Below are 15824 nucleotides of genomic sequence, written 5' to 3' on the forward strand. Positions count from 1 at the left end.
CGGTCGCCGGGCTACCGATTTGCCCCTTACTGCGTTATTGAGCCGCCCAAACCCTGAGTCTGCAACAACAGGAGCAAGTCGTATACGTCCGCCCATGAATCGCCGCTCGATGGTGGCACCGCCGATGAACGGTCCGCGGTTTAACGAATTCATTCAGTCGCCCAAGGTCCGCGTGATCGACCATGAGGGCGAAAATCTCGGCGTGATGTACACGCGCGAGGCGATGGAACAGGCGCAGGAGCTTGGGCTCGACCTTGTCGAAGTGTCGCCCAACGCTGATCCGCCCGTTGCCAAGTTCCTCGACGTCGGCAAGTTCAAGTACGAGGCGCAGAAGAAGGCCAACCTCGCCCGCAAGAGCCAGAAGACGCAGGAGATCAAAGAGATCAAGATGCGTCCGAACATCGACGATCACGATTACGACGTGAAGATGAAGGCCATCCACAAGTTCATCGGCGAAGGCGACAAGGTGAAGGTCACCCTGCGCTTCCGCGGTCGTGAGCTCAGCCATGGCCAGCTCGGCATGATCCTGCTCAAGCGTGTGCAGGAAGACTGCGCCGAGGACGCGAAGGTCGAGTCCTATCCGCGCATGGAAGGTCGCCAGATGCTGATGGTGCTGGCACCCAAGTGATGCACAAGGCGCGAGGGCTGCTGATCGCGGCCCTCGCCGCCCTTCCCCTGCCGGCAGCGGCACAGACCGCCGCCTCTTCCACCACTTCCGAAGCCAGCGAGCCGATGGCGTTGCCCACCGGCTATCGCCAGGTATGGGCCGACGAGTTCGACCGGCACGGCGCCCCGGACCCGGCGAAGTGGCGCTACGACACCAGCCGCAACAAGGCGGGCTGGTACAACAACGAACTCCAATATTACGCCGCCGACCGGCCGGAAAATGTCCGGGTCGAGAAGGGCCATCTCGTCATAGAGGCGCGCAAGGAACGGCTGGCCGACAAGCCCGATTTCGGCGGCCAGGACTATGCCTCGGGCAAGCTCGTCACCGCCGGTATCGCCGACTGGACCTATGGTTTTGTCGAGGTCCGGGCCAGGCTCGCCTGCGGGCGCGGCGTCTGGCCGGCGATCTGGATGCTCGGCACCGACGGCAAGGCTGGCTGGCCGGCGCTCGGCGAGATCGACATCATGGAGCATGTCGGCTGGGACGAGGGCCGGGTCCATGGCACGATCCACACCAAGGCCTATAACCACGCCATCCACACCCAGCGCGGCGCCAATACGCTGCTTGCGGATGCGTGCACCGCCTTCCACACCTACCAGCTCGACTGGACCAGGGATCGCATCCTGATCGGAGTCGATGGGCGCGCCTTCATGCGCTTCGACAATGACCATAAGGGCGATCCCGCGACCTGGCCGTTCGACAAACCGCAGTACCTGATCCTCAACGTCGCCGTAGGCGGCTGGGGCGGGCAGAAGGGCATCGATGACGATGCCTTCCCGTCGCGGATGGACGTCGACTATGTCCGGGTCTGGCAAGCGCCGACACCTCGATAACGGTGCCATCCCTCGTTGAAGGCTGCACGGCCGTGAAGCATCCTCCCGCCCAGCTTGGGGAGAGGGAATCATGGCGACCAGCACTGCCGGGGACGCCACCGCGCGTCCGAACATCCTGCTCATTACCTGTGACCAGTATCGCTTCCCCCGCTTCGCCTATGGCGCCGAGGGCGGGTTCGACGCCGAGCTGAAGGAGATATTGGGCTTCCAGGGCGAGATCGGCACCCATAACCGCTACGCCGAATATTTCCCCGGGCTGCTGCGACTGCGCGAAAACGCCGTGGTGCTGCGCAACCACACGATCGCCGCCTCGGCCTGCACGCCCAGCCGCGCGGTGATCTACACCGGCCAATACGGCACCCGCACCGGCGTCACCCAGACCGACGGGCTGTTCAAGAACGGCGACTCGCCCAACTTCCCCTGGCTCGATGCCGACGGCATCCCGACACTGGGCAGCTGGATGCGCGAGGCCGGCTACTCCACCCATTATTTCGGCAAGTGGCACGTCTCCAACCCGCCCGAGCACAGCCTGAAACGCTATGGCTTCGACGATTGGGAAGAGAGCTATCCCGAGCCGCACGGCGCCCAGCCCAACAATCTGGGCATCTACCGGGACACCGGCTTCACCGACAGCGCCTGCAGCTTCCTCCGCCGCCAGGGGCTGGCGCTCAACTATAACCGCGTCTCGGCCGAAATGGCGGCGCAGGACCCGGCCTCGACCGGCCCGGACGTGAGCAGCATCCCGCCCTGGTTCGCGGTGGTCTCCTTCACCAATCCACACGACATCGCCACCTATCCCGGTGTGATCGCTCAGGCGCTGCCGGACCATCAGAACAAGAGCGGCACCCAATCGATCTTCGGGCCGCTGACCATCCCCGGCAAGCACCAGAAGACCCCCGCCCCGATCGCCGGGTCGATGCGCATTCCGCTCAATCCGCTCGACTTCCCGCAGGATTGCTCGCGCGCATCCCCAACCCAGAACGAGGATCTCTCGACCAAGCCGAGCGCGCAGCACGAGGCGGCCTACAAGGTCGGGCTCGCGCTGGCGGCCAAGGGCGGGTTCAACATCGTCAATGGGCTGGTCGCCGCCGGCGAGAACTGGCTCGACCAGCACGACCTCGACCCCTCGCTCGATCCCGAAAAGGCCGCCGCGCGGCGCAAGCGGCTCGCGCTGCAACAGTCGCTGAAGAGCTGCATTCCCTTCCAGCTCGCGACCGAGGAGCAGGGCGGCGCCGACGCGAACTGCGTCCAGTTCCTGCAATTCTACGCCTGGCTGCATTCGGTGGTCGACCAGCACATCGACGCCGTGCTCGATGCGCTCGAGCAATCGGGCCAGGCCGACAACACCATCGTCGTCTTCCTGACCGATCACGGCGAATATGCCGCGGCGCACGGCATGATGATCGAGAAATGGTACACCGCCTATCAGGAGGCGCTGCACGTGCCGGTGGTCGTGCAATTCCCCAAGGGCGGGCGCGACCTGGGCCACGACGTCGTGGCGCCGGAGCCCGCGCAATATGACGGACTTACCAGCCATATCGACATCCTGCCGACCATCCTCGGCCTTGCCGGGGTGGGTGCGGACGAGCGGCATGCGATCAGCCAGAAGCTGGCGCTGAGCCGCCCGGTGCCGCCGCTGCCCGGTGTCGATCTGTCGGCGATCATCGCCGGCGCCGTCACCAAGGGCGAAATCGCAGTGACGCCGATCGTCGAGCCGGACGGACAGGAGCGCGAAGGCGTGCTGTTCATCACCGATGACGACATCACCGCGCCGCTGCCGCTTTCCCGCACCGCGCAGGAGCGGCACAGCTATGAGGAGTTCGACGTCTATCTCGACGTGGTCGATAGCGTGATCCATGGCAGCGACGGCAAGGGGCCGGTCTCGCTCCGGCGCGGGCCGGTGAAGCAGCCCAACCACGTTCGCGCGGTGCGCACCCACGACTTCAAGCTGGTCCGCTATTTCGACCCTTCCGGCCACGAGCCGCAGGAATGGGAGATGTACGACCTGCGCAGCGACCCGATCGAGGCGAACAACCTGGTGCAGGTAGCGGTGACCCCGCCGACGATCCGCGAGGGGCTGCCGGCCGCACTGCAGCAGGAGGCCGACAAGCTCGCCCAATTGCTGCGGCGGCTGGAATTGCGCGACCTGTAGCGCTTTGCACCAAAACGAAAGTACACGAAGTACAGGCCAAGAGCCGGTTCCCAGCGCCCTGCCACGCAAGTTCCTTGCGCGCGCGAGATCCTATTTTTCCAACAACTTGAATAGCGGCCCGGGCTGGCCGGGCCCGCGCGAGCCCGGCAGGCGAAATCCTGCATTGCAAGCCCCGCCATCGCCTGAGCCCGGCCTTGGCCGGGATGATGGCCCGGGCGCTTATTGCGCCGGCGGCTCCCAAAGCTCGATCGGATTGCCCTCGGGATCGTGGATGCGGGCGAAACGCCCGGTCTCGGGCGTGTCCCATTCGTCCTTGGTGACGATCTCGATGCCGCGGGCATTGAGCTGCTCGAGCAGGCTGTCGAGATCGCGCACCCGGAAGTTCAGCATATAGCTCTTGTCCGGCGCGAAATAATCGGTCGTCGCCTTGAACGGCTCGAACACGACTCCGCCCGGCTCGGGATGCCAGAACCACGGGCTGGACTGGCCGCTCTCGTCCTTGCCGAAGCCGCCGCCGACACCCAGCACCTCGCCATACCAGGCCTTGAGGCCCTCGGGGTCCTGCGCACGGAAGAAGAAGCCTCCAAACCCGACAACCGGCATTCCCGATCCCCTTTCCTCAGGCGGCTTCTGCCACCGTACCATCACCCGTCGCAGCTTCGAGCAGGCGGCGCTCGATGGTCTTCAACCGGCCGCTGCTCTCGATCTTATCGCCGATCAGATCGGTCAGATAGAAGGTATCGACCGCGCGCTCACCATAGGTGGCGACATGCGCCGAATGGATCGTCACCTTCGACTGGAACAACGCATAGGCGAGGTGGCAGAGCAAAGCCGGCCGATCGCGCGCGTTGATCTCGATCACGGTGAAGCGGTTCGACGCGTTGTTGTCGATCAGCACATTCGCTTCGATCGCAAAGGCTTCCGCGCGGGGCCGGACCAGCGGCTTGGCCTTCAGGCGATCCTGCAGCTTGGCGCGATTGGCCAGCGCATCGGCGATCGTCGTCTTGATCCGGTTGAGCCGCGCTTCCTCGTCGAACGGGCGGCCGAGCGGATCCTGGATCAGGAAATTGTCGAGCGCCATGCCGTCGCGCGTGGTGTGAATGCGCGCGTCGATGATGTTGCCGCCGGCGACATGGATCGCGCCGGCGATGCGATAGAACAGGCCCGGATGGTCCGCGGCATAGACCGTGACCAGAGTCGCGCCGCGCTCGGGATAGACCTGCGCCTCCACCGAGAGCTGCGCCTGCCCAGCGGCATCGACCTGCCGCGCGTTGCGCTCGAGCACGTCGGACGGCTCGGCGATCCAGTAGCTCTCGGTCATCCGCTTCTTGAAGGCGTCCATGCGGGCACCTTCCCAGCCGAGCGCCTGGGTAAGCTCTTCCTGCTTGGCGGCGATGCGCTCGTTGCGGCCCTTCTGCTTGTGGCCGAGGCGGAGCACTTCCTCGGCGGCATCGAACAGATCGGCGAGCAGCTGGCGCTTCCACCCATTCCACACGCCCGGCCCCACCGCGCGGATATCGACGATGGTGAGGAGGAGGAGCATGCGCAGTCGCTCGGCGCTCTGCACATGGCCGGCGAAATCGAGGATCGTCTTGAAGTCGCTCAGGTCGCGCTTGAACGCGGTCGCCGACATCAGCAGGTGCCAGCGTACCAGCCAGGCAACGGTCTCGGTCTCGGCCTTGCTCATGCCCAGGCGCGGACAGAAGCGCTCGGCGACTTCGGCACCCAGGATCGAGTGATCGCCGCCACGCCCCTTGGCGATGTCGTGGAGCAGCACCGCGACATAGAGCGCGCGCCGCTGGGCGATCTGCTTGAAGATGCTGGTGCCGAGCGGATGATCGTCGCGCAGCTCGCCCTTCTCGATCTGGGCAAGCAGGCCGATTGCCCGGATCGAGTGCTCATCGACCGTATAATGGTGGTACATGTCGAACTGCATCTGCGCGACGACCCGGCCGAAGTCCGGAACGAAGCGGCCGAACACGCCGGCCTCGTTCATCCAGCGCAGCACCGTTTCCGGATCGCGCGGCGAAGTCAGCACATCGAGGAACAGCGCATTGGCCCGGGGATCGTCGCGGACATCGTCAACCAGCTTGGCGTCCCGTGCGGCCACGCGCATCGCCAGCGGATGCACTTCGAGCTTGTGCAGGTCGGCGAGCTGGAACAGCTCGATCAGCCGCACCGGATCCTCGCGGAAATAATCGTCGCGCGGGATCGCCAGCCGGCCGCGGTCGAGCGTGAAGCCCTTGAGCTTGCGCGGCCGCCGCCAGAGCTGGGGGAAGCCGAAGCGCGAGCCCCGCGCGGCGAACTTCTCGTCGAGATGCGCGAGGAACACGCCGGTGAGGTCACCCACCGCCTTCGCCTGGAGGAAGTAGAAGCGCATGAAGCGCTCGACCTTCGACATGCCCGGGCGATCGGAATAGCGCATCCGCTCGGCGATCTCGCGCTGGACGTCGAACGTGAGCCGGTCCTCGGCGCGGCCGGTGATCAGGTGGAGATGGCAGCGCACCGCCCAGAGGAAATTCTCGGCGCGGCGGAACTGGCGATATTCGAGCTTGGTCAGCAGCCCCTTCTCGACCAGCTCGCCGGTCTCGCGGACATTGTACGCGTACTTGCCGATCCAGAAGAGCGTGTGCAGGTCGCGCAACCCGCCCTTGCCTTCCTTCACATTGGGCTCGACGACATAGCGGCTGTCGCCCATCCGCTTGTGCCGCGCCTCGCGCTCGGCCAGCTTCTCGGCGATGAAGGTGCGGGCGGTATCGGCCTGGACCTCGCTTTTGAAGCGCGCCGCGGCTTCGTCATAGAGGCTGGTATCGCCCCACACATAGCGCGCTTCGAGCAGCGCGGTGCGCACGGTCACATCGGCCTTGGCCTGGCGTACCATGTCGTCGAGCGAGCGCGACGAATGGCCGACCTTCAGCTGCATGTCCCACAGCGAATAGAGCATCGATTCGATCACCTGCTCGCACCAGCCGGTGACCTTCCACGGGGTGATGAAGCCGATATCGATATCGGAATGCGGCGCCATCTCGCCCCGGCCATAGCCACCGACCGCGATCAGCACCATGCGTTCGGCGGCGCTGGGATTCGGATTGGGGTGGAGGCGCTCGACCGTAAAGTCCCAAAGCAGGCGCAAAAGCTGGTCGATCAGGAACGCGCCCGAAGCGGCGATTTCGTGTCCGCGCGAAGGATGTTCGGCCAGGCGCCGGGCGATCTCGGCGCGGCCCGCATCGAGCGCGGCCTTGAGTTCCTTCGTGCCCGCGGCACGCAGCTTGGCGCCGTCCTTGGCCTGCAGCGCGTGCAGCCGCTCGGCGACGCCGCGCCGGTCGATCAGCGCGCGGCGGTTCGGGACGTTGTCGAAGCGGTTGGACATGTGGGGGAGATAGGGCGAAAGCCTCGCCCCGTCACCTCCCCCAAGGCGATCAGCCGGCGATCGAGCCGGTGATCCTGCCGTTTTCGTCGGCCGTATCGCCCGGCTTCATGCCGGCGGGGCAATCGCCGATGCGCCTGGAGACGATCGCCGCGTTGGACGGCAACGGGTCCGCCGGCGTGGTGCCTCCGTTCGCGATAGTGAGCGCAGTCGTCAGCGCGCCGTCCTTGAAGGTGATGTTACCGCCCACCTCCGTTGCCTTGGGCTTGCTGCACTGGAGGCGGAAGATCACGCCAAACATCGTTTTCTCCGACTGCTCCAGCAGCTTGCAGTCCGACAGGAACGGGCGAACCTCGGTAAGAGGGATCACACGGGCACGAACCGAATCAGCGATGCAAATGCGCTCAACCGGCATCGGCTTGCCCGAAAGCGCGGTAACCTTGCGCTCCCACAAGCCGGCGGGAAGTTCGAAAAGGCCGGTGGCCGGCACCGGCACCACCTCGCCATCGGCGCCCGCTTCGGCACCCGCGGTATCCCCCGCCTCGCGCTCCGACGATCCGCAGGCCGAAAGCGCCAGGGCCGCGACAACGGCGATCACACGAAACTTCACGGGCAATTCCTCCAACGAACAGATGACGCGTTTATGCGCCATCCGCCGTGGAGGTGTCGTCCGAACCGGTCGCGAGCCAGTCTGTCCCGGTCGCAAAGGACCGTTCGTCAGCCGACGAAGGCGCGCTCCAGCACGAAGCTGCCCGGGTTGGCGTTCGAGCCTTCCTCGAAACCATGCCCTTCGAGCATCTGGGCGAAGTCCTTGATCATCGCGTTCGAGCCGCAGAGCATGACGCGATCGGTCTCCGGGTTGAGCTCGGGATGGCCCTGGACCGGTGCCTTGAACAGCCAGCCATTCTCGATCAGCTGGCCGATACGGCCGCTGGTGCGGAACGGCTCGCGCGTCACGGTGGGGATATAGTGGAACTGGAGCAGCGCCTGGTCCGCAACCAGCGGATCATTCGCCAGCTGCGCGGTCAGCTCGTCATGATAGGCGAGGTCGCTGACACGGCGCGTCGAGTGGACGATCACCAGCTGCTCGAACCGCTCATAGGTGTCCGGATCGCGCGCGACGCTGAGGAACGGCGCCAGGCCGGTGCCGGTCGACAGCATGAAGAGGCGCTTGCCGGGCAGCAGCGCGTCGGCGACGAGCGTGCCGGTGGGCTTCTTGCCGAGATAGATCTGGTCGCCCGGCTGGATCAGCTGAAGGCGCGAGGTTAGCGGGCCGTTCTCGACCTTGATCGAAAGGAACTCGAGCTCATCCGACCAGGTCGGGCTGGCGATCGAATAGGCGCGCATCAGCGGCTTGCCCTCGCCTTCCAGGCCGATCATCACGAACTCGCCGGCGCGGAAGCGGAAGCTGGCCGGACGCTCGATCGCGAAGCTGAACAGATGCTCGTTCCAATGTTTCACCCAGCGCACCGCAGCCGTCTGGAAGGCGGGATGCTCGGGCAGGACGATGGGCGGGCGGGCATGCATATTCACGAGGTCGGCTCTTTCCAAATTCACGGTGCGCTGCAACGTAATTTTACTTCAACGCGCGAAAGCAACAGCGATACGCGCCACCGCCACGGAGAGCGGAAGGCGCGCTTCGGGTTTCACGATCTACTCGATGACCGCGTCGACGCGCGGCTGCGCGCCGGCGCGTGCTAGCGCATGCAGCGAAAGGAGCAAGGCCTCGTCATCGCCTATTTCCGCCGAGAAGGGCGGTTTGAAGCGAAGTTGGGACAGGTTTTCGCGCTCGATGAGCAGCATCGCCATGTTCAGATCGGGCAGCATCTCGACCAGTCCGCGCCCGCGCAGCACCGGGCCGAGCACGCTGCACGGGCAGCGCCCGGCGCGAATCGTCGCCACCCATTGCCGCATCGCGTGGAGCAACAGCTGATCGACGGGCGCAAGCTCGGCGGCGGAGCGATCCAGGAACTGGTACAAAGGCGATCCCCTTCCCCGGAGCGGAATCTCCGGGGTGGAATCGCCTTACCCTTTATTGCGAATGACTAGCAATAGCGTAGTTTTCAATCGACCCGCGAAAGCCGTGCTATCTCGGCGGTGAGCAGGTCGATCTTGTGGTGCAGGCTGTCGATCTGCGCCTCGGCGCGCAGATTGGTCTCGTAGTCGAGCCGCGCCTCGAACCGGTCCTTCGCCGCCTGGCGGTTCTGGCTCATCATGATGATCGGGGCCTGCAGCGCGGCGAGCATCGACAGCATCAGGTTGAGGAAGATGAAGGGGAACGGATCAAAGGCGTGCGCGGCGAGCACGACGGTGTTCAGCAGCGCCCAGGCGCCGAGGAACAGGCCGAAGCCGATGATGAATCCCCAGGAGCCGCCGACCGCGGCGACCCGATCGGCGAGCTTCTCGCCAAAGGTCAGCCGCTCGTCGAACAGCGCGTTGGGGTCGCGACCCACGCTGCCGAAGAAGCGAAGATCCGCGAGGAAACGGATGGCTGCGTTCATAATATACCTCACTGCCGACCGGCCGCCCGGGGCGGCTGCGCAGGAGGTGAGCGGATCAGCTCAGCGCGGCGGCCCTGGACGGCACGGTCGATCGACTATGGTCGTTGCTGGACATGACCCCATTCTCGGAGCTGGCGGTTAAGGGTGCACGGTTGTGCATCCACGGGCGAGATGGTCGCCTCGCCCGCGGATTTCAAATGAAAAAGCCGTCATGTTCGCAATAACGGCTCCGGCGAGGCTCAGAAACGCTCGCCGACCATCTCCTCGCTCTTCGCCCAGAGCGCCTTGGCATTCTCCGGATCGAGCGCATAGGAGCGTACGCCTTCGCTGACCGGATTGATGATGCCGTCGGTCACCTGCGAGACATGGCAGTTCTCGCAGTAGCGCGCGCCGACTTCCCCGGCAGGCGCGACGAAGCCGGCCCAGACGCTGGTGCCAGCCCCCTGCGGGATCGTCTTCCACTGGAAGGGCGGCTGGCCCTGCTCGGCCAATTCGGCATTGATCCGGGCAAGCACCTGCTCGAGCGTCTCCTGGCCGATATGGCGGCCGAGCTCAGTCTGGATGCCGCCGGGGTGCAGCGCGGTGGCACGGACGCCGCGATCCTTGTGGCGTCGGTCGAACTCGACGGCGAACAGGATGTTCGCGGTCTTCGAGCGGCCATAGGCGACCATCGGCTCATAGGGCGTGTATTCGAAGTTCGGATTTTCGAGATCGACATCCGAATAGCGATGGCCCGAGGACGCAAGGTTCACCAGCCGGCCGCCATCCTTGATCAGCGCGGCGATGCGATTGACGAAGACAAAATGGCCGAGATGGTTGGTGCCGAACTGGGTTTCGAAGCCGTCGGCGGTGTAGCCGAGCGGGGTGGCCATGACGCCGGCATTGGCGATCACCACATCGAAGCTTCGGCCATCGGCGACAAGCCTGTCCGCCGCAGCACGCACGCTGGCGAGCGAGGCGAGATCGAGCTCGACCAGCTCGATACCGCCCCCGTTCGCCGCCTGGTCGCGGACGACCTGGGTAGCGCGCTCGGCCTTGGCGAGATCGCGCGCGGTGCCGATCACCTGCGCGCCATGCGCCGCCAGCACCCGCGCCGTCTCGACCCCGAGGCCGGCCGAGACGCCAGTGACAAGCACGCGCTTGCCGCTGAGATCGACGCCGGCGAGCACTTCGTCGGTGGTGGAAGCTGCATTGAAAACCTGGGTCATTGCCTGTCTCCGTCACGCGGACGCACGGCTCCATCGGCCACGAGCCCCTTGCCCGGCGACCTGGGAAATATTAAGTGGAGGGCGTCTCCGGAAATAAATACGGAGGCATCCTCCGCTTTTCAAGGGACGATCCCATAATCGTGGCCGAAACCGGCGATTCCTCCTCCCGCAAGCCGCGCGCCGATGCCGAGCGCAACCGGCTGCGGCTGCTCGACACGGCCAAGGCGGTGTTCGGCGAGAAGGGCCCGAGTGCGAGCCTGGAGGAAATCGCGCGCGAGGCCGGCGTGGGCATCGGTACGCTCTATCGGCATTTCCCGACGCGCGACGCGCTGATCGAGGCGGTCTATCGCAACGAGACCATGCAGCTGGCGGATGCGGCGGCGAAGCTGAGCGAGGCGCATCCACCGGTCGAGGCGCTGCGCCAATGGCTGCTGCTGTTCGTCGATTATCTCGGCACCAAATATGGCATGGCGGCAGTGTTCGGATCGGTCACGGGCGGCACCGCCGCGCTCTATGCCGCCTGCAACAGCGGCACGCCCGAAGCGATCGCGCTGCTTACCGACCGCGCCGTGGCGAGCGGCGAGATCAAGCTCGACATGGATCCGATCGACCTGCTGCGCGCGATCGCCGGCGTGGCGAGCGCGGGGCCGGGCTGGCAGGATACGGCGCGGCGGCTGATCGATATCCTGATCGCGGGGATGCGGGTGTAATTCCCTCTCTTCCCCGGGGCGAACATCCTGCTCCCCGGCGAAAGCCGGGGCCCAGGGTAACAAAGCGATCCGGCAGAGAAACCCTGGGCCCCGGCTTTCGCCGGGGAACTGTTCCGGCAAGAAAAAGGCCGGAGCATTGCCCCGGCCTCTTCGTCTCGCGATGTCCGCCGGGATCAGTCCGGCTTCTTCGCCACGCCGACCAGCGCGGGGCGCAGCAGGCGATCGCGGATCATGTAGCCTGACTGGATTTCCTGCACGATCGTGCCCGGCTCCGCATCGGCGCTGGGCATTTCCATCATCGCCTGGTGGCGGTTGGGATCGAGCGCTTCGCCGAGCGCGACGATCCTGGTGATGCCGTGGCGGCCGAACACCGATTCCAGCTCGCGGCCGGTCGCCTCAAGGCCGGTGACCAGGCCCTTGAGCTTCTCGTCTTCCTTGAGCTCGGCCGGAATCGCGGCCAGCGCGCGGGTGAGATTGTCGGCCACCGACAGCACGTCGCGCGCGAAACCGGTCGCGGCATAGGCCTTGGCGTCCTGCGCTTCCTTCTCTGCGCGGCGGCGGACGTTCTGCGTCTCCGCCTGGGCATACATCACTGCCGACTTCGCCTCGGCGAGCTGCGCCTCGAGCTCGGCCAGGCGATCGTGCTCGGCCACTTCGGGCGCACCCTCCGCGGTTTCCGCGCGCAGCGTTTCTTCCTGGGTGTCCGTCACCTTGTTCTCTTCCGTCATATTTCCCTGTTCAGGCCAGTAATCGGGCCATTGTGGCCGCCGTGAAATCCACCATGGGGACGACGCGCGCATAGTTCAACCGCGTAGGCCCGATCACGCCGACCACGCCGACCACCCGCCCGTCAAGCGAACGGACGGGCTTGGCGATCACCGACGAACCGGACAACGCAAACAGCTTGTTCTCGGATCCGATGAAGATGCGCGTGGCTTCGCCCTCGCGTGCCGAATCGAGCAGGCGCGCAATCTCCTCCTGCCCTTCGAGCTGGTCGAGCAACTGGCTGACCTTGTCGAGATCCTCCGCCGCGGCAGTGTCGATCAGCCGGGCCTGGCCGCGCACGATCAGCACGGGGCGGCGACCGCCGTCCTCGCTCCACACGGCAAGGCCGCGCTCAACCAGCGCGGCAGCGGCGCTGTCAAGCGCGGCGCGCTGCGCCCCCAGCTCGCGCTCGACCCGGGCTCGCGCCTGACTGAGGGTGAGCCCGGCGAAGGTGGCCGAGAGATAATTGGCGGCACGCTGGAGCGCCGAAGGGTCCATGCCCCCGGGCAGCTCGACCACGCGATTCTCGACCGAACCGTCCTCGCCGACCAGCACGGCGAGCGCACGGTCGTGACTCAGGGGCACGAAGCCGAAGGAGCGCAGCAATGGCTCGACCTTGGGCACCAGCACCAGCCCGGCGCAGGACGAGAGGCCCGAGAGCGCGGCGGTGGTTGCGGCCAGCGCCTCCTCCACCGGACCGCGCTCGGCCGCGTTGCGCTCGATCGCGGCACGCTCCTCGGCGCTGGGTTCGGCCGCCTGCATCATGCCATCGACGAACAGGCGCAGGCCCGTCTCGGTAGGCATCCGGCCGGCGCTGGTATGGGGAGCAGCGAGCAGGCCGAGCTCCTCCAGGTCCTGCATCACGTTGCGGATCGAGGCGGGCGAGAGATTGAGACCGGAGATCTGCGCGATCGTCCGTGAGCCGACGGGAGCGCCGGTGTCGAGATACGACTCGACCACCATGCGAAACACGTCGCGGGCGCGGTCGGTCAGTTCGCGGATCGGCGGGGTGGTCATGGAGCTTATGTAGCGTGCACATTCCACACGCCAACCTCTGCGGTTGCGCAAACTGTTCCCCGGCGAAAGCCGGGGCCCAGGGCCACAAGCGAGTCGGCAGAGAAACCCTGGGCCCCGGCTTTCGCCGGGGTGCAAGTGGGCCTGAAAATCAGGGCCGCTCGCCGATCAGGTCGTGGATCGGCAGCCCCTCGACTGCGTCGCCGAGTGCCTGGCCAAGCGGGCGGTTCTTTTCCGAGCGGCAGCCATAATAGAAATAGAGCCCCTGGCTGTCGCCGATCGCGCGGGTCCAGGTGACGTTGACGCTGGAGGCGTCGGTGACTGCCGGCTCGCAATTCTTCTGGCCGGGGGCATAGCGGACCTCGCCGCTTTCCGGGCGGTAGGGCGCCAGCGCCGCGGCGAAGGCATCATATTGCGCGCGGGTCAGCTTGAACGGCTTCTCGCCGGTCGCCGCGGTAAAGCGCTTGCCCTCGAACACGCCGGTGCCGTCGGGCCGCACGGTGACGGCATAGACCGGGCAGCGGCCATAGCAGGGACCGGTCTCGTAGCGGATCGAATCGCCTTCGATCGGGATCGGCTTGCCCGGGCCGGGACCACCACTCGGCTTCACGCAGCCCGACAATGCCAGCGCCCCAAGTCCGATGATTGCAAGCCTACGCATACCCTGTTCTCCCTGCGGCCACTCTACACGGATCGCCCGCCGACACTGGCGCGTTCCAACCGTTACGTCTACGTGGCGCGTCAAACCTTGCAGGAGACTGAAGCAGATGCGCCCTTCCGGCCGCGCCCCCGACGAGATGCGGGCAATCACCATCGAACCGCATTTCACCCGCCACGCCGAGGGTTCGGTGCTGATCAGCTTCGGCGACACCCGCGTGCTGGTGACCGCGAGCGTCGAAGAGCGGCTGCCGCCCTGGCTCAAGGGCAAGGGCGAGGGCTGGGTCACGGCCGAGTACGGCATGCTCCCGCGCGCGACGCACACCCGCGGCCAGCGCGAAGCGGCCAAGGGCAAGCAGTCCGGCCGCACCCAGGAGATCCAGCGCCTGATCGGCCGCAGCCTGCGGGCCGTCACCGACCTCAAGAAGCTCGGCGAGCGCCAGATCACGCTCGATTGCGACGTGATCCAGGCCGACGGCGGCACCCGCACGGCGGCGATCTCGGGCGCGTTCGTCGCGCTGCGCATCGCGGTGAACAAGCTGATGGCCCAGGGGCTGATCAAGGAAGACCCGATCACGGCGCAGGTCGCCGCGGTTTCCTGCGGCATCCATCAGGGCACGCCGGTGCTCGACCTCGACTATGTCGAGGACAGCGCCGCCGATGCCGATGCGAACTTCGTCCTGCTGTCGAACGGCAACATCGCCGAGGCGCAGGCGACCGCCGAGGGCGCGACCTATGACGAGGAAGGGCTGCTCCGCCTGCTCCGCCTCGCGCGGATCGGCTGCAACCAGATCTTTGAAGCACAGGTGAAGGCAATCGGATGAGCGGCGAAGGCGACACTCCCCAGGCGATCCGCAAACTCAAACCCGGCAAGCTGGTGATCGCCAGCCACAATGCCGGCAAGGTGCGTGAGATTCGCGAGCTTCTCGGTCCGTTCGGGATCGAGCCGGTCTCCGCGGCCGAGCTCGACCTGCCCGAGCCCGAGGAGACGGGGACCACCTTCGTCGCCAATGCCGAGCTGAAGGCGCTGCAGGCTGCGGATCTCTCGGGGCTCCCTGCCCTGGCCGATGATTCGGGCCTGTGCGTCGAGGCGCTGAACAATGATCCCGGCATCTTCTCGGCGCGCTGGGCGGGCCCGAGCAAGGATTTCGGCGTCGCGATGCAGCTGGTCGAGGACAAGCTGGCGGCGCTGCCACCCGAAACCGGGCGCGACGCGCATTTCATCTGCGCGCTCGCGCTCGCCTGGCCCGATGGCCATGTCGAGTGGTTCGAGGGCCGCGTCGACGGCACCCTGGTATGGCCGCCGCGCGGCACCCAGGGCTTCGGCTATGACCCGGTCTTCCTGCCGACGGGGCATGAAGAGACGTTCGGCGAGATGGAGCCGGCCGCCAAGCATGCGATGAGCCACCGCGCCGATGCCTTCCGCCAGCTGGTCGCGGCGGTGCTTGATTAAGGAATCGTGATTCGCGCCGCGTTAAGGATTTATTTCGCGAGTCATCCCGTTCGCACCTGCGTTATGACCTCTCGTTATCAGGGAAAAGCGAGGGGTCGCAGATGGGTTCGTACCGCCAATGGGCGACGATGATGCAGCATGTGCACAAGACACATGCCGAGGGTGTCACCGAGGAAGAAACCGAAGAATTCCTGCTCGCGCAGGAAAAGACGGCGCGCGCCAGGCGCGAATCCGCCGAGCGCAAGCATGCCCAGGAGCAGGGCGCCGCGCAGGCCTGAACCCGGCCGCGCTCATGCCGGGCATTTCATCGGCGATGTCCTGAACCGCGGGCCGTGCCCCGCGGGGAAAGTGGTGGACAGGGCTGGATTCGAACCAGCGTACGCTTGCACGGGCAGATTTACAGTCTGCTGCCTTTAACCACTCGGCCACCTGTCCATGGCGCCGTTCGGCGAGAGGGGGCCCATTGCCGAAGCGACGCGCGCCTGTCAACGCCTTGC

At 66.1% G+C, this 15824-nt stretch carries 17 protein-coding genes and 1 tRNA gene; 7 read left to right on the forward strand and 11 right to left on the reverse strand.

Annotated features, from left to right (window positions below; genetic code table 11):
- Window positions 1-94 precede the first annotated feature (94 nt).
- From infC to AC1RJ5_RS08595, 3 genes are all read left to right on the forward strand, one after another.
- A complete protein-coding gene (gene infC, locus AC1RJ5_RS08585; RefSeq protein WP_184170369.1) occupies window positions 95-628 on the forward strand; it encodes a translation initiation factor IF-3 in 534 nt (177 codons plus the stop codon).
- A complete protein-coding gene (locus AC1RJ5_RS08590) occupies window positions 628-1500 on the forward strand; it encodes a glycoside hydrolase family 16 protein (protein ID WP_493112750.1) in 873 nt (290 codons plus the stop codon). Before infC ends, AC1RJ5_RS08590 begins: the two co-directional genes overlap by 1 nt.
- A gap of 70 nt (window positions 1501-1570) precedes the next feature.
- On the forward strand, window positions 1571-3652 hold the full coding sequence (locus tag AC1RJ5_RS08595) for a sulfatase-like hydrolase/transferase (RefSeq protein WP_493112752.1): 2082 nt from the start codon (window positions 1571-1573) through the stop codon (window positions 3650-3652).
- Window positions 3653-3871: 219 nt separating this feature from the next.
- Here AC1RJ5_RS08595 and AC1RJ5_RS08600 read toward each other — a convergent pair whose 3' ends face one another.
- From AC1RJ5_RS08600 to AC1RJ5_RS08630, 7 genes are all read right to left on the reverse strand, one after another.
- Window positions 3872-4255, reverse strand: coding sequence for a VOC family protein (locus AC1RJ5_RS08600; RefSeq protein ID WP_184170375.1), 384 nt, complete (start codon window positions 4253-4255; stop codon window positions 3872-3874).
- Between the two features lie 16 nt (window positions 4256-4271).
- Entirely contained in the window at window positions 4272-7022 is a 2751-nt protein-coding gene (locus AC1RJ5_RS08605) for a [protein-PII] uridylyltransferase (RefSeq protein WP_493112755.1), read from the reverse strand.
- Window positions 7023-7071: 49 nt separating this feature from the next.
- Entirely contained in the window at window positions 7072-7671 is a 600-nt protein-coding gene (locus AC1RJ5_RS08610; RefSeq protein WP_493112757.1) for a hypothetical protein, read from the reverse strand.
- 65 nt (window positions 7672-7736) lie between these two features.
- On the reverse strand, window positions 7737-8546 hold the full coding sequence (locus tag AC1RJ5_RS08615) for a ferredoxin--NADP reductase (RefSeq protein WP_269576577.1): 810 nt from the start codon (window positions 8544-8546) through the stop codon (window positions 7737-7739).
- A 126-nt stretch (window positions 8547-8672) separates the two neighbouring features.
- The gene (locus AC1RJ5_RS08620) at window positions 8673-8999 is read right to left on the reverse strand and encodes a hypothetical protein (protein ID WP_493112759.1); all 327 of its coding nucleotides are present in this window, start codon (window positions 8997-8999) and stop codon (window positions 8673-8675) included.
- Between the two features lie 83 nt (window positions 9000-9082).
- Window positions 9083-9520, reverse strand: a complete 438-nt coding sequence (locus AC1RJ5_RS08625; RefSeq protein WP_184170386.1) for a DUF1003 domain-containing protein — start codon at window positions 9518-9520, stop codon at window positions 9083-9085.
- A gap of 239 nt (window positions 9521-9759) precedes the next feature.
- Window positions 9760-10728: an SDR family NAD(P)-dependent oxidoreductase gene (locus AC1RJ5_RS08630; protein WP_493112761.1), complete on the reverse strand. Its 969-nt coding sequence runs from the start codon at window positions 10726-10728 to the stop codon at window positions 9760-9762.
- Between the two features lie 140 nt (window positions 10729-10868).
- On the opposite strand from AC1RJ5_RS08630, the gene AC1RJ5_RS08635 reads away from it, so the two are divergent.
- On the forward strand, window positions 10869-11438 hold the full coding sequence (locus AC1RJ5_RS08635) for a TetR/AcrR family transcriptional regulator (protein ID WP_269574258.1): 570 nt from the start codon (window positions 10869-10871) through the stop codon (window positions 11436-11438).
- Between the two features lie 173 nt (window positions 11439-11611).
- Here AC1RJ5_RS08635 and grpE read toward each other — a convergent pair whose 3' ends face one another.
- From grpE to AC1RJ5_RS08650, 3 genes are all read right to left on the reverse strand, one after another.
- Window positions 11612-12166, reverse strand: coding sequence for a nucleotide exchange factor GrpE (gene grpE, locus AC1RJ5_RS08640; RefSeq protein ID WP_184170390.1), 555 nt, complete (start codon window positions 12164-12166; stop codon window positions 11612-11614).
- Window positions 12167-12176: 10 nt separating this feature from the next.
- Window positions 12177-13220 carry a heat-inducible transcriptional repressor HrcA gene (hrcA, locus tag AC1RJ5_RS08645; RefSeq protein ID WP_184170393.1) on the reverse strand — a complete coding sequence of 348 codons (1044 nt, stop codon included), beginning with the start codon at window positions 13218-13220 and terminating at the stop codon, window positions 12177-12179.
- Between the two features lie 148 nt (window positions 13221-13368).
- A complete protein-coding gene (locus tag AC1RJ5_RS08650) occupies window positions 13369-13878 on the reverse strand; it encodes a DUF6438 domain-containing protein (RefSeq protein WP_269574256.1) in 510 nt (169 codons plus the stop codon).
- A 106-nt stretch (window positions 13879-13984) separates the two neighbouring features.
- Between AC1RJ5_RS08650 and rph the strand changes: the two genes are divergently transcribed.
- The 3 genes from rph (at window position 13985) to AC1RJ5_RS08665 (ending at window position 15605) form a co-directional block, all read left to right on the forward strand.
- Window positions 13985-14698 (forward strand): ribonuclease PH, encoded by a 714-nt coding sequence (gene rph / locus AC1RJ5_RS08655; protein ID WP_184170397.1) that lies wholly within the window; start codon window positions 13985-13987, stop codon window positions 14696-14698.
- Entirely contained in the window at window positions 14695-15327 is a 633-nt protein-coding gene (gene rdgB, locus AC1RJ5_RS08660; RefSeq protein WP_269574255.1) for an RdgB/HAM1 family non-canonical purine NTP pyrophosphatase, read from the forward strand. Before rph ends, rdgB begins: the two co-directional genes overlap by 4 nt.
- Window positions 15328-15428: 101 nt before the next feature.
- Window positions 15429-15605: a hypothetical protein gene (locus AC1RJ5_RS08665; protein WP_269574254.1), complete on the forward strand. Its 177-nt coding sequence runs from the start codon at window positions 15429-15431 to the stop codon at window positions 15603-15605.
- A 71-nt stretch (window positions 15606-15676) separates the two neighbouring features.
- Here the strand turns inward: AC1RJ5_RS08665 and AC1RJ5_RS08670 are convergent.
- Window positions 15677-15762: transfer RNA gene (locus tag AC1RJ5_RS08670), tRNA-Tyr, on the reverse strand.
- Window positions 15763-15824: the final 62 nt, after the last annotated feature.

The organism is Sphingomonas sp. GW822-FHT03G08, from assembly GCF_058801135.1.